Source organism: Sedimentibacter sp. zth1 (assembly GCF_017352195.1).
Taxonomy (GTDB): domain Bacteria; phylum Bacillota; class Clostridia; order Tissierellales; family Sedimentibacteraceae; genus UBA1535.
This window is the reverse complement of sequence record NZ_CP071445.1, coordinates 271,229-286,154: the sequence shown is the minus strand read 5'-3', so window position 1 is coordinate 286,154 and position 14,926 is coordinate 271,229. Positions and strand designations below refer to the sequence as shown.

Below are 14,926 nucleotides of genomic sequence, written 5' to 3'. Positions count from 1 at the left end.
AATAAATACTACTATATCAAATAACACACATGATGTTATTTAGTTTATTAGTATAATGAGTTGCATTATGTGTTAATTTAATATTAGCGTTATAATTGAATTTTTCGTTACTTTTGTACCAGGTTGTGGAAACTGGTCTTTTACTATTGCATCTTCCTCAACATCAATAGTGACATTGTGTTGTAATTTTAACTTTTGCAATGTTTTACTTGCTTCTGCTATTGTCATATTTGTAACATCTGGGACTTCAATAGATGCAGCTTTCATAGCACCTATTTCCTGTTCTGAATATTTCGGTTCGATTTCCATATATTTCAGTGTTTCTTCGATTAGTTGACCTACAACTGGAGCAGCTATAATACTGCCATAATATGTTCCTTGAGGCTCATCTAAAGTCATTAAGCATACAACCTTTGGATCATCGGTAGGTGCAACACCAACAAAAGAACTTATGTATGTTCCGGCGGGAGCATATCCACCAGGAATAGCTTTCTGTGCTGTACCAGTTTTTCCACCAACCCTATAACCTGATATAGCTGCTGCCTTTGCTCCACCTTTTTCAACAACTGTTCCCATCATATCTATAACCATATTAGCTACTTCCTCGGTGAAAACATTTCGTCTCATAACTGGTTCATAGTTTTTTATAATATTTCCTTCACTATCTATCAATTGTTTAACAATTCTTGGCTCCATAAGATTTCCATCATTAGCCAAACAAGATATAGCTGTTACTAACTGCAGCGGTGTAACTGAAACACCTTGACCGAATGATTGAGTAGCCACATTAACGTCTTTCATATATTTATAATGATTTACAATACCTATTTCCTCACCATTAAGCATTATACCTGATTTTTCACCAAACCCTAATGCTCTTAAGTAATTGTAGAAAGTTTCTGCTCCAATATCTAATCCTATTTCCACCATAGCATCATTGCAAGAATGTTGTAAAACCTCCGCTAATGTTTGTTGTCCATGTGGATTATAATATCTCCAACATTTTATATTAGCACTTTTAATTTGTCTAGCATAACCATCACAAAAATACGTTCTTTCTGGTGATGTTTTATTTTCCTGAAGTGCTATTGCAACAACCAGTGGTTTAAATGTAGAACCAGGCTCATATATATCATTAACTATCGAATTTCTCCACATATCATACCAATTTTGTATAAGCTCATCTTGTGGTAGGTTATCCCACTGTTTTTGTATTTCTGGATTTATATTTTCTTTCGGATTATTAGGATCATAATCTGGTTTGCTTGCCATAGCAATTATATCGCCTGTCTCAGGTTCCATTAAAACTATGTTTACTCTTTTACTCTGAGTATTGGCAAGTGCTTCTTCTGCAGCTTTATCAGCAAAGTGCTGAATAGTTTCATCAATTGTTAAAACTATTCCATATCCATCTTCAGATTCAAAATATTCATTATAACCATATGGAAGATCTCTACCCTTACCATCAGTATTTACTACTACTCTTCCAGGTACACCTGTTAAATAGCTATCAAATGTTGCTTCTACCCCATATAATCCGTGTTGGTCTATGTCAGTAAACCCTAATATATAAGGTGCAAAATTGCCATAAGGATATACTCTTTTATTATCATCAATTATGCTAATGCCTATTATATTTGCTTCTCTAATTTTTTCAACTTGTTCTTTGGTAATCCACTTTTTAAGCAAATTATACTTACTTTTTTCTGTTATTTTTTTATAAACAGCATCTTTATCCATTTCCAATATTTCAGATAATGTTTGAGCTATTTCATCCAGTGACTTCAAATCTTCTAATTGGGCTTGGAGTAATTCTTCTTGTTTACCCTTAGTAATTTTTTTATTTAAATTGTTGAAAAAATTAGTTATAAAATTACCTTCATCATCGTTTGTTTCTTCTTCTATTGTAAGTCTATCTGATGAACCTTTTCTAACATCTTGAGGATAACAAACAACTGTATTTGCGTTAACACTAACAGCGAGTTTTTTACCTTTTGAATCATATATAGTTCCACGTTTGGCATTAATTACAACGTCCTTGGACCATTGTTCATAAGCACCTTTTTTGTATTCATTACCTTTTACTAATTGTATATAGCCTAACTTAGCAATCAAGGCAAGTGTTATAGCAAAAAAAACTAGTAAAAAAACTAGCATTCTTCTTTTGTTTTGCAAATTAGCAGTACCATCATTCTTGAATTTCATAAAACCACCCTATCGAAATAATCTAAATACTCTCTCCAAAAATCCTAGAGTTTCGTCTTTTGAGTTACTCTGTGTCGAGCTATTAGTATCATCATATGTTACATCCAAAAAAACTGTTTGTTTTCTTGTAGGATAATTCATTCCTAAATAACTTTTCGCCATATTTTCAATTTTATTTGTATTGTTTAATAGACTTTCTAACGATATATTATATTGGTCTATTTCATTATTTAGAGTCAAAATCTCATTTTCAAAATTTTTTATGTCCATTTTCTTTTCAGTAATAGTTGCGTAGTTGTAAACTATAGTTATACCAAGTCCAAACATCACAAAAACAAGCATCCAGTTTTTTACTACCCCTAAAGTTATTTTATTGTTCTTTTTCTTCTTTATAACTCTTTTTTTCTTAACTGGCTGAAAATTATTATCATCTTCATAATCATAATTATACTTTCTCTTTGTTAATGCTGACATTTAAATCACCTACACCTTTTCTCCTATTCTTAATTTAGAACTTCTTGCTCTAATATTTTCTCCTAATTCTTCATTATTTGGAATTATAGGTTTTTTGTTTATCAATTTTAGCTTTCTTCTATGATCACAAACACATTTAGGAAATTCTTTAGGACATATACAGTCTTTATTTAAATCTACAAAAGTACTCTTTATAATTCTATCTTCTAAAGAATGGAAAGAAATAACACATATTCTTCCGCCTTTATTAAGTCTATCTACTGCATCTCTAATTGTTTTTTCTAGTATTTCCAATTCTTTGTTAACTTCTATTCTTATTGCTTGAAATGTTCTTCTTGCCGGATGAGGTCCATCGTGCCTTGCTCCTGCCGGAATTGCCTTTTTTATAATTCTTACTAATTGACCGGTTGTTTCAATAAACTCTTTTTCTCTCTCTTCAATTATGAATTTAGCAATTCTTGCTGCCCAATTTTCTTCTCCATATTGAGAAATAACCTTTGATAGTTCCTTTTCATCATATCCATTCACAACATGCCAAGCACTTGTTTTTTGAGACTTATCCATTCTCATATCAAGTGGGGCATCATAGTTATAACTAAAACCTCTTTCAGGCATATCTAGTTGATATGAAGAAACACCCAAGTCGAACATTATTCCATCTATTTTGTCTATACCTAAATCATCTAATACATCACTTATGTTGCTAAAATTACTTTTATATGCAATAAAATTATCGAATTCTTTTAGCTTTTCTTTTGCTGTATTAATAGCAAAATCATCTTGATCTATTCCAATCACTTTTCCTTTAGTTGCACGTTTTAGTATTTGATATGTGTGTCCACCACCACCAAGTGTAGCATCCACATATATTCCATCTTTTTTTATTTTTAGTCCTTCAATCGATTCATCTAAAAGAACTGATTTATGAATATACTCCATTTTTTCCTCCTATAACCCTATACCTAATTCAGACATTTTTTCTGCAATGCCATCAAAGTCAAACTCTTCGTTATTAGAATAAGCTTCCCAGCTTTGTTTATTCCATATTTCTATTTTATCTATAACTCCAATTATTACAACTTCATCTACTAAATTACTAAACTCTCTTAAATTAGGTGGGACTAATAGTCTTCCCTGTTTATCGAAACTACATTCAGTAAAACCTGAAATAAATTGTCTTAAAAAAAATCTTTCTTCTTTATTGAAAGTTGATAAATTTTTTAGCTTACCAATGAATTCTTCCCATGTTTGAATAGGATAAACATATAAACATCTATCCAATCCTTTTCCTATGTAAAAAACTTCTCCTAACTCATCTCTGTATTTTGAAGGAATAATTACTCTACCCTTCATATCGAATGAGTGAATATACTCACCAGTAAACATTTTCTACCACCTTCTGGGTATATTATACCACATCGTGGGATAAATGCACCACTTTTTTTGAAATAATTTATAAAAATTATATTTATAAATTAAAAATGCACTTATTTCATCGAAATAAGTGCATTTTTAATTTTAATTTATTGTAATCTATCGGTTTTTGTTTTTCCATTTACTCTAACAAAGATAAATAATCCTATACCTATAATTATTAATCCTATACTAACAAGTTGTGCCGTTTTCAATCCTAGAAACATTAAAGAATCTGTTCTTAGGCTTTCTATAAAGAATCTAACTGCTGAATATAGTATAAAATAAAGAGCTAAAACTTCACCTTCATTTTTACGTTTATGCTTTCTATACCATATCAAAAATAAAAATATAAGTACATCTGCAATAGATTCATATAAGAATGTTGGATGAACTTTTTGTCCATTTACTAATATACCCCATGGTAAATCAGTAGGACCGCCATGTGCTTCTTCATTTATAAAATTACCCCATCTACCTAATCCTTGCCCAAGCACTACTGCTGGAGTTATAATATCAATTATTTGAAAAAACCTAATCTTTTTAACCTTGCAAAAAATCATACCAGCTATTGCGCCGCCAATGATACCTCCATGTATAGCTAATCCACCAGCTCTAAAATTTAATATTTGAATTGGGTCATTAATATATTGTCTCCACTCAAATGCTACATAATATAATCTTGCGCATATTATTCCTACTGGAACAATTACTAGTAAAAAGTCAATCAACGTATCTTCTTTAAAGCCTATCCTTCTGCACTCTTTGATAGATAAAAATACTCCTATCAAAAATGCCGAAGCTATAATAACACCATACCACTTTATATCAATACCTAAAAGTGTAAATGCATTTTTATCCATAAATACCTCCATTATCTTAATACAGCATCAAAATTTTCATTAAGCTTTTGTAATATACGATTGTGAATCTTATCAACCTCTTTGTCCTTCAAGGTACGCTCTTTATTTCTATAAGTTATTGAAAATGCTGTACTTTTGAAACCTTTTTCAATATGTTCACCTTGGTAAACATCAAATAATTTAACATCTTCAATGATACGAGGATTTACTTTTAATATTACATCCTGCATATCTCCAACTAAAATATCTTCTTTTACAGTTACCGCAATATCTCTTTGCATGGCTGGATATTTTGGCAATGCTTTGAATTTTCTAACTATATTTTTATACTCTACAATTTTTTCAACGTCTATTTCAGCGATTAAAACTTTTTTATTTATGCTATAGTTTTCTTCAACCTCAGGATGTAATTCTCCAAACACACCTATTTGTTCATTATTTACAAATATTCCTGCACATATACCACCGTGAAATGTTGGATTATCTTTTACTGCTTTTACAACTAGTTTAATTCCAAATCTCTCTAAGGTTTGCTCTATAATTCCTTTTAAATTAAAGAAATCATATTCTCCATACATACCAATACATAGCTTACTTTTCTCTATTGGTAACTCAACAACAGGTATTTGTTTAGGAAAAAATGTGTTTCCAACCTCAAAAAATTTAACGCTACTAATTCCTCTGTTATTATTTCTACTCATAGCATCAAGCATATTTGACATAAGTGTAGTTCTCATAACACTAAAATCTTCTCCAAGTGGATTTATAAGCTTAATATAATTTTTAATTTCTGAATCATCTTTTATACAAAGTTTATCTAAAGATTTTGGGCTGATAAATGAATAAGTCATTATTTCTACAAGTCCAAGCGAAACCATTATACTTTTAATATAATCCTCTGTAACTCTTTTTTTTGATTTTTTACCCTTTACAAGTGTACTTACTATTGGTTTTGCAATAATATTTTCAAATCCATACATTCTTCCTATTTCTTCAATCAAATCAATTTCTTGAAGTATATCACATCTGAAGTATGGAACTAATGTTTCAATTTTTTCTCCATCAAATGAACTTGTCAATTCTAATTTATTTAAGCTTTCAATCATTTTATCCACAGGTATTTCAACACCAAGAATCTCTTTTACTCTACTTGGTCTTAAAGAAACCTTACTTGGTGTATATTCTTCTTTTCCTGCATTTAAGTATCCCTTAACTACAGTTCCAGCACCAATCATTTCAATTAATTGACATGCTCTAACACTTGCTATTTCAGCATTTTTATAATGCAATACTTTTTCGTTTCTTGCACTAGCTTCTGAACGAAGACCAATTTTTCTAGAAGTCTCTCTAATTGATTTATTGTTAAAGCAAGCACTTTCTAAAAGTATCATAGTTGTATTCTCATCTATTTCAGTATCAAATCCACCCATAACTCCTGCAATACCTACTGGCCTTTTAGTATTAGATATAACCAAAATATTTTCGTCAAGCTTTCTATTAACATTATCAAGTGTTGTCAAAATCTCACCATTTTCAGCACGCCTTGCAATTATTGTTTTATCATCAAATTTATTTAAGTCATAAGCATGCAATGGTTGACCTAATTCTAGCATTACATAATTTGTAACATCTACAATATTGTTTACAGGTCTCATTCCTGCATCCATCAATGCCCTTTGCATCCACATTGGGGATTTTCCTATTTTAATATTTTTAATAACTCTAACACAAAATTTATCGCACAACTCTTCAGCTTCAATTTTTACATTATCAAAATAGTCATTAATATTATCAACTTCATTTTGTATTTTAATTTCTGGAAAACGGAATTCTTCATTTAGTGTTGCAGCTACTTCTCGTGCCATACCTGTAACATTTAAACAGTCAGGTCTATTGTATGTTATTTCTATATCTAAAACCTTACCATTTATGCCAAGCACATCTTTTATATCTTTACCGATCGGTGTATTTTCTTCAAGTATCATAATACCATCGTTTCCACCTTTTGGCGTAACTTTCTCGTCGAACCCAAGTTCTTCATACGAACACATCATACCTTGAGATTCAATACCTCTTAATTTAGAAAGTTTGATATTTAATCCAATTGGCAAATGTGCTCCAATCAAAGATACAGGAATTATGTCACCAACACTAACATTTTTAGCTCCTGTAACTATTTGTACAATTTCAGTACCTATATCTATTTTTGTTACAATTAGTTTATCTGCATTTGGGTGTTGTTGAATATCAATTATTCTACCTGTTACTACATTTGTTATATCTTTTTCTATATCAATTATTGAATCCACATGAGAACCTGTTAAAGTAATCTTATCCGCTAAATCCTTAGCATCTAAATCAATATTTACATAATTTTTCATCCACTTAATTGGTGCTAACATAATTTCTACCTCCTAAAATTGTTTTAAAAATCTTTCGTCATTTTCATATAAAAGCCTAATGTTGTTCAATCCATATTTAACCATTGTAACTCTATCAATACCCATTCCAAATGCAAATCCACTGTACACTTCAGGATCTATACCACAATTTTTAAGCACATTTGGGTGTACCATACCACAGCCTAACAATTCCATACTCCAACCCGTTCCGTTACAAGCTTCACAGCCTTTACCTTTACATTTTAAGCAAGATACATCAACCTCAGCACTTGGCTCAGTAAACGGAAAATTATGAGGTCTAAATCTAGTTTTCATTTCTTCACCAAACATTTCCCTAACGAATTGATTGATGGCATCTATAAGATTAGCCATTGTAATTCCTTTATCTATAACAAGGCACTCCATTTGATGGAACATAGGCGAATGTGTATCATCAACCTCATCAAATCTAAATGTTCTACCAGCTGAAACCATTTTAATAGGTGGTTTTTGCGTTTTCATAATTCTTATTTGTACAGGAGATGTTTGGGTTCTCAAAACTATCCCATCTGCTAAATAAAAAGTATCTGACATATCCCTTGATGGATGATCCTCAGGTGCATTTAAATCATCGAAGTTATTTTTCACTGTATCAACTTCTGGTCCTTCAACAACATCATAACCCATACTTAAGAATAAATTTTCCAATTCTTCTTTTGTTTGCATCAAAGGGTGTCTTCTACCTATTTGATAATAATTAGAAGGCATTGTAACATCAACTTTTTCATTGTTTAATTTTTCTTCCTTAATTTTGTTGTTTATATCAGTTTTAATTTTTGCTATGTTTTCTTCAATAATATTTCTAACATCATTTGCCAATTTACCCACTACAGGTTTTTCCTCTTTTGACAAAGCACCCATAGAACGTAAAATCAAAGTTAATTCACCTTTTTTTCCTAAAAATTTAACTCTAATTTTCTCAATATCATCATTGTTTGTAATCTTATTTATTTGCTCTAGAGCATCATTTTTTACTTGCAATAATTTCTCTTTCATATTAACAACTCCTTTATAATATTTAAAATAACGAATAGCTATCTATTCAAAATAATATCTAAAAATAAAATGACTTCGTCTCTGTAAAGAGACGAAGTCCGCGGTACCACTCTTATTTATCAACAATATTTCATTGATAATCTCAATTTAATTAACGATATTAACCGTGTAAATTTACTGCTAATTCAATCTACCAGCTCAAGAGTGAACTTCGATATTATTAGCTTAAAAGTGCTTTCAGCTATTACACAATCTCTCTACAAGCATAGGAATATCTACTTTTCTCTTTCATTGCCTTTATTATATTTTAGTTATATATATTTATATAAATTTACGCAAAAAAATTATTTGTTTAATATATAAAAAATATTATATCAAACGTGTATAAATTTTACAAGAGTTTTTTTCTTATTTCATAAATACTAATACCTGCTGCTATTGAAGCATTTAAAGATTCCGTATTTCCAGTCATTTTGATTGTTATTTTTAAATCTGACAATTGCTTAACCTCATCTGATACCCCATTGCCTTCATTCCCAATAACAAGACAAATCTTTTCTAATTCTTTTATATTATCAAAATCTAAATTAGAATCTACTACAGTAGAAATGACCTTATATCCACTAGCTTTCATTTTTGTTAAAAATTCAACACTGTCCTTTATTTCAAAAACATTTGCTCTATAAATTGCACCTGCACATGCTCTAACTGTTTTAGCATTATATGCATCAACACAGCATGGTGACAATACAACACTACATGGTCCAAAGGCATCTGCAGTTCTAACTATAGTACCAAGGTTTCCTGGATCCTGAAGCTTATCACAAAAAACTAAAAAGTTTGTTGTGAGTATATCTTTTATATCAATTTTCTTTTTATCTACAACAGCTACTATGCCCTGAGATGTAACAGTATTTGAAATATCTTTAAATACATCACTTTTAACATAATAATATTCTATATTACTTTTTTCTAATATATTCACAACATATTTTATATCTTTTTTTTCTTTTATACTATCAGAGATAAGTACAAATTTAAACAATACTTTTTCATTTATTGCTTCTTTAATAAGCTTTATACTTTCAACAATATAAGCACTATTGATATCTCTGTTTTTTTTTGTTTCCAAGCTTCTTATCAGTTTTATTTTTTGATTAGAACTGCTTTTTATTAACATTTATTCTTTAGTCTCACTTTGCTCTATTTTCTTAAGATTATCATTATGTCCGAGTAAAACTAATACATCACCTTTTTTAATAACATCTTCTGCATATGGTGTTACATTTATTTTATCGCCTGTCTTTATAGCCATAATGCTTATACCCATTCTATTAGGCAATTTTAATTCTATCAATGCTTTATCTTCCCATTCCTGCAATGCAATTACTTCAATTATACTGTAATCTGGCATTAATTCTATAACATCTAATATATTAGATGAAATTAAATTATGAGCTACTCTTATACCCATATCTCTTTCTGGAAAAACTACTTTATCAGCTCCTATTTTGTATAAAACCTTGCCATGTATTTCACTTTGTGCTTTAGCAATTACCTTTTTTACTCCTAATTCTTTTACGATCAGAGTAGCCATAATAGATGCTTGAACATTAGAACCAATCGTTATAACAGCTACATCAAAATTTCTAATACCAAGTGCTCTCAAAGAATTTTCATCTTCTGCATCTGCTTGAATAGCATGAGTTACGTATTCTGACATCTCTTGTATAATATTTATGTCACTATCTACCACCATTACATCATATCCTAATTTATATAATGTTTTAGCAACCGAAGCACCAAATCTTCCGCAACCAATAACTACAAATTGTCTCATATAATTTCCTCCACTAACCTATTATTATTTTACCTTCTGGGTAACCTATATTTCCAACAAATCTATTTTGACGAGATGCAACTGCAAGTGCTATTGTTAAAGGTCCTAAACGACCTATAAACATTGTACCACTTATAAGTATTTTACCTATAAAGTTTAAATAAGGAGTTACATTTCTAGTTAATCCAACAGTACCAAATGCTGATACAGATTCAAACAATACATCAACATAGGACATAGCGGGTATATGTTGTGTGATGCTAAGTATTATGGAAACAACGGTAACTACACCAAAAGCTATACCTATAACTGCTATTGCTTTCATTATAACAGAATTTGAAATGCGTTTTTGAAATATATCTATATGTTTTTTACCATATATTGTGCTATGCATTGCTAAAATAGCGACTGCAATAGTTGTTACCTTTACACCACCTGCAGTTGAACCCGAAGAACCCCCAATAAACATCAATATACACATAATAACCGAGGTTGAATCCTTTAAACCTGATATGTCTATTGTACTGTATCCTGCAGTTCTTGTTGCAACACTTTGGAATAGAGATGCCTGTAACTTGCCAAAAAATCCTAAATTGCCAATAGTATTAGCATTGTTATATTCTAAAACCATAATCAAAATTGTTCCAGATAAAAGCAATATACCAGTCATTATTAAAACAATTTTCGAGTGCAAACTAAATTTCTTGAATTTTCTAACTTTAATAATCTCTATAAAAACGAAAAATCCTAACCCTCCAACAACTATAAGGATAATAGTTGTAAAATTTATTAATGGATTAGTTACGTATTTCATAAAGCTAGTATTACCAACTATATCAAATCCAGCATTGCAGAATGATGATATTGAGTGAAATATTGAAAACCATATACCTTTTATAAACCCATATTCTTTACAAAATACAAATGAAAACAATATAGCACCAATAAATTCTACGATAAATGTATATATTAAAACATTTTTAGTTACTCTAACTACACCCTGAAGCTCATATGTATTTCTTTCTTCTTTTATCAACAAACGCGTTTTAAGTGATATCTTTTTACCTAAAAAAAACGCTATAAGTGTTGATAAGGTCATAACACCTAACCCACCTATTTGAATAAGACACAAAATAATTATCTTACCAATAATTGTCCATTGTGTTGCAGTAGTAACAACTGTCAATCCTGTAACACATACAGCTGACGTTGCTGTAAATAAAGCATCTGTAAATCCTATACTTCTACCATTCAAACTTGAAAATGGAAAATTTAACAAGGTTGTTCCAATAAAAACCACCCCAATAAAACCTATAATAAATATTAATGATGGATTATTTTTTAGAGGATTACCATTAACGTTATTAACTTTCATATTAACTCACCTACTTTTATCAATGAAATATAATATTTATTTAATTCAAAATATTATACTACCTAATATTTATTGTAAACAATTCAAAACACATATAATTTATATAAAATTTATGTTAATGTATACAATTATACAATATTATAAAAAATTTTCAATATATTTTTTAAAACTGTAATAATATTAAACTAAATTAATGTTTATTTTAGCAAAAAAGCTGTAATATTGTTATGCTACTAAACATATATTAACAAAATATAGAGGAGTGATAGCCCCTAAAATAAAAAAAGACTGTTCAGTTACAGCCTTTCATTTGTTTACTTGTTCAATAATTTATCAAAAATCTATTTTACTAATTCTACTAATTGTGTAAATCCTGCTGGATCATATATAGCCATTTCAGAAAGCATTTTTCTGTTAATTTCTATATTATTTTGCTTTAATCCATATATGAATTTACTATATGAAATACCATTTGCTCTTGTAGCAGCATTAATTCTTGCTATCCACAATTGTCTGTATTCTCTCTTCTTTAATTTTCTTCCTACATATGCATAAGTTAATGATTTCATAACAGCTTGATTTGCCATTTTAAAATGTTTACTTTTAGCACCATAGTATCCTTTAGCAAGTTTTAGGATTTTACGGTGATTCTTTTTAGCGTTAACGGCTCTTTTTACTCTTGCCATTTTTAATTTCCTCCTTTATGGTAACTACTAGTATGGTAGTATTTTTCTAATTTTTGGAGTATCTGCATCAGATACTAAAGTACTTTTTCTTAAATTTCTTATTCTGTTACTTTCTTTTTTTCCAGTAAAGTGATTTGAGCCTGACTTAGATCTTTTGAATTTTCCACTTCCTGTTTTTGTAAATCTTTTAGCTGCTGATCTGTTAGTTTTAACCTTTGGCATTACACTTCCTCCTTATTGTGTTAATTTTTAGGATTTAAAAACATTATCATATTTCTTCCTTCAATTTTAGGCATTTTATCTATAGTTGAAACCTCGCTTGTTATTTCAGCAAATTTCTTTAAGACTTTCCTACCAATTTCTGAATAACCCATTTCTCTTCCTCTAAATCTTACAGAAACTTTAACTCTGTTTCCGCCTTTTAAAAACTTAGTTGCATTCTTGGCTTTAACTGATAAATCATGCTCTTCAATATTAGGAGTTAATCTAATCTCTTTTACATTAATTACCTTTTGTTTCTTTTTAGATTCTTTTTCTTTCTTAGTTAATTCATATTTATATTTTCCATAGCTCATTATCCTACAAACAGGTGGTTTAGCATTAGGTGAAATATTAACTAAATCTAACTTTTGTTTATCAGCTAAGTCTAATGCTTCATCAATACTTAACACGCCTAACTGATTTCCTTCCGAGTCAATGACTCTTACTTCCTTTTCACGAATCTGTTCGTTAATTTGAAGTTCTTTAATAAAGATACACCTCCTATAATTAAAAAAGATAGCTTATCACCGCTATCTCAAACATACAATTTTTTTGTATCTTTTATGAATAACCATACTAACAGTATAAATACGTCGTAAGGTGAGAAGCGGTCACTTCTTCTTGCTCTACTAAATTATATAGCAACAATATTATCTTGTCAATAATTATTTTTAATTTTTGTAATAGTTTTTCATTTAACGGTAAAAATAAACACAGAATATTTAAACAATTTTTGTTTACTCTATAAATAAAAGAATATTATACTATAATTATCAAAAGGAGCTAAAATGAAAAAAGGATTTTACCTTCTATCTTTTATATTTGTTTGCTACAATATTATCTTATTTATTTTATCGAAATTTTTTGAATTACCACTAATATTATTTATACCATTATTAGTATATTCTATAATGCTGATAGGTTACTACTTTAAATCAAAAAAAGGTAATGATAATTACACCGACATTTCTGATCAGCAACCAGTCTCTATCAATAACTTCGAAAAGAAAAAAACTGATATTGAAGTTTCTAAATTTACTTTTGATGATATTGCAGGGTTGGAAGAAATAAAAGAAGACTTTGACGACATAATTGACTACCTAAATGACGACAAAAAATACACAGCAATGGATGCAAAAGTACCTCGTGGTGTTATACTACATGGTCCGCCTGGTACTGGAAAAACTATACTTGCTAAAGCTATAGCAGGTGAAGCAAAAGCTACATTTATATACGCAAGTGGTTCTGAGTTTGTTGAGAAATACGTAGGCGTTGGAGCTAAAAGAGTTAGAACACTATTTGAGAAGGCAAAAAAAGAATCTCCAAGTATCATTTTTGTTGATGAAATAGATGCTCTAGGCAGCAAGCGCAACTCTGAAAGCAACAATGAAAAAGACCAAACTTTGAATCAGCTTCTAGTTGAACTAGATGGATTTAATAACTCAAATAATGTAATAGTTATAGCTGCAACCAATAGACTAGACTTATTGGATGAAGCACTTTTAAGACCAGGAAGATTTGACAGAAAAATTTATGTTGGAAATCCAAATTTTAACACTAGATTAAAAATATTAGAAGTTCACACTAAAAACAAGCCACTTGATAAAGACGTATCATTATCAGATATAGCCAACAAAACCCATGGATTTTCTGGTGCACAACTTGCAAATATAGCAAACGAAGCTGCTCTTAAAGCAATAAGAGATAAAAGCAAAAAAATTATACAGGGAAATTTTGAGTTTGCAATTGAAAAAATTGCAGCAGGGTTAGAAATTAAAAACCCAACTATTAGCAAGATAGAGAAGAAAACCGTTGCATACCATGAAGCTGGTCATGCAATTGCAGCTAAAATACTAGATATAGATAAAATTCAAAAAGTATCAATTATTCCAAGAGATAAAGCATTAGGTTATGTTATAAAGTTTCCTATTGAGGATAAATATTTATACACTAAAAACGAACTATACAATAGAATTATTATACTTTTGGCAGGCAGAGCATCTGAAGAAGTTTTTATTGGGGAAATATCATCAGGCGCTTCAAGTGATTTAAAAGAAGCAACCAATATAACCTATGAAATTATTTGCAGCTATGGTATGAGCAAGGAATTAGAAAATGTATTTGTTGATGAACAACTTTTCAAATATTTTGCAGAACCAATAAAAAAAGAAGCAACTGAATTATCTAAAGAATTATATGCAAGAGCATTAATTTTAATAAAAAACAATAAATCACTAATAGAGTATATAGCGAACTACTTACTTAAACATGAAACAATTGATTCTAAAATGTTAGATACTATATTTGACCAATTCAATCACAAAGCACAAGCAAATTAAAATATAAGTACATTTAAATAGCACACTAATTGT

General features: G+C 29.6%; 14 protein-coding genes and 2 other annotated features. Of the genes, 1 reads left to right on the top strand and 13 read right to left on the bottom strand.

Annotated elements, in window-relative coordinates; translation table 11 throughout:
• Window positions 1–72: 72 nt before the first annotated feature.
• The 13 genes from JYG23_RS01390 to infC form a co-directional block, all read right to left on the bottom strand.
• On the bottom strand, window positions 73–2,205 hold the full coding sequence (locus tag JYG23_RS01390) for a penicillin-binding transpeptidase domain-containing protein (protein WP_207236676.1): 2,133 nt from the start codon (window positions 2,203–2,205) through the stop codon (window positions 73–75).
• 9 nt (window positions 2,206–2,214) lie between these two features.
• A complete protein-coding gene (locus tag JYG23_RS01385) occupies window positions 2,215–2,679 on the bottom strand; it encodes a cell division protein FtsL (protein ID WP_207236675.1) in 465 nt (154 codons plus the stop codon).
• A 9-nt stretch (window positions 2,680–2,688) separates the two neighbouring features.
• Entirely contained in the window at window positions 2,689–3,618 is a 930-nt protein-coding gene (gene rsmH, locus JYG23_RS01380) for a 16S rRNA (cytosine(1402)-N(4))-methyltransferase RsmH (RefSeq protein WP_207236674.1), read from the bottom strand.
• Window positions 3,619–3,627: 9 nt separating this feature from the next.
• The gene (gene mraZ, locus JYG23_RS01375) at window positions 3,628–4,065 is read right to left on the bottom strand and encodes a division/cell wall cluster transcriptional repressor MraZ (protein ID WP_207236673.1); all 438 of its coding nucleotides are present in this window, start codon (window positions 4,063–4,065) and stop codon (window positions 3,628–3,630) included.
• Between the two features lie 137 nt (window positions 4,066–4,202).
• Window positions 4,203–4,955 carry a prolipoprotein diacylglyceryl transferase gene (lgt, locus tag JYG23_RS01370; RefSeq protein WP_207236672.1) on the bottom strand — a complete coding sequence of 251 codons (753 nt, stop codon included), beginning with the start codon at window positions 4,953–4,955 and terminating at the stop codon, window positions 4,203–4,205.
• Window positions 4,956–4,966: 11 nt separating this feature from the next.
• The gene (gene pheT / locus JYG23_RS01365; protein ID WP_207236671.1) at window positions 4,967–7,357 is read right to left on the bottom strand and encodes a phenylalanine--tRNA ligase subunit beta; all 2,391 of its coding nucleotides are present in this window, start codon (window positions 7,355–7,357) and stop codon (window positions 4,967–4,969) included.
• A gap of 12 nt (window positions 7,358–7,369) precedes the next feature.
• Window positions 7,370–8,392: a phenylalanine--tRNA ligase subunit alpha gene (pheS, locus tag JYG23_RS01360; RefSeq protein ID WP_207236670.1), complete on the bottom strand. Its 1,023-nt coding sequence runs from the start codon at window positions 8,390–8,392 to the stop codon at window positions 7,370–7,372.
• An 84-nt stretch (window positions 8,393–8,476) separates the two neighbouring features.
• Window positions 8,477–8,693: a binding site (T-box leader), on the bottom strand.
• 90 nt (window positions 8,694–8,783) lie between these two features.
• On the bottom strand, window positions 8,784–9,524 hold the full coding sequence (locus tag JYG23_RS01355) for an RNA methyltransferase (protein WP_207236669.1): 741 nt from the start codon (window positions 9,522–9,524) through the stop codon (window positions 8,784–8,786).
• Between the two features lie 48 nt (window positions 9,525–9,572).
• Window positions 9,573–10,232 carry a TrkA family potassium uptake protein gene (locus JYG23_RS01350; RefSeq protein ID WP_207236668.1) on the bottom strand — a complete coding sequence of 220 codons (660 nt, stop codon included), beginning with the start codon at window positions 10,230–10,232 and terminating at the stop codon, window positions 9,573–9,575.
• A gap of 13 nt (window positions 10,233–10,245) precedes the next feature.
• A complete protein-coding gene (locus JYG23_RS01345) occupies window positions 10,246–11,607 on the bottom strand; it encodes a TrkH family potassium uptake protein (RefSeq protein ID WP_207236667.1) in 1,362 nt (453 codons plus the stop codon).
• A gap of 341 nt (window positions 11,608–11,948) precedes the next feature.
• Window positions 11,949–12,293: a 50S ribosomal protein L20 gene (rplT, locus tag JYG23_RS01340; RefSeq protein WP_207236666.1), complete on the bottom strand. Its 345-nt coding sequence runs from the start codon at window positions 12,291–12,293 to the stop codon at window positions 11,949–11,951.
• A 27-nt stretch (window positions 12,294–12,320) separates the two neighbouring features.
• A complete protein-coding gene (rpmI, locus tag JYG23_RS01335; protein WP_207236665.1) occupies window positions 12,321–12,515 on the bottom strand; it encodes a 50S ribosomal protein L35 in 195 nt (64 codons plus the stop codon).
• Between the two features lie 20 nt (window positions 12,516–12,535).
• Window positions 12,536–13,072, bottom strand: a complete 537-nt coding sequence (gene infC, locus JYG23_RS01330; RefSeq protein ID WP_207237913.1) for a translation initiation factor IF-3 — start codon at window positions 13,070–13,072, stop codon at window positions 12,536–12,538.
• Window positions 13,057–13,183: a sequence feature (ribosomal protein L20 leader region), on the bottom strand. Its footprint overlaps the gene before it by 16 nt.
• Before the next feature lie 159 nt (window positions 13,184–13,342).
• Here infC and JYG23_RS01325 point away from each other — a divergent pair.
• Window positions 13,343–14,893 (top strand): ATP-dependent metallopeptidase FtsH/Yme1/Tma family protein, encoded by a 1,551-nt coding sequence (locus JYG23_RS01325; protein ID WP_207236664.1) that lies wholly within the window; start codon window positions 13,343–13,345, stop codon window positions 14,891–14,893.
• Window positions 14,894–14,926 lie beyond the last annotated feature (33 nt).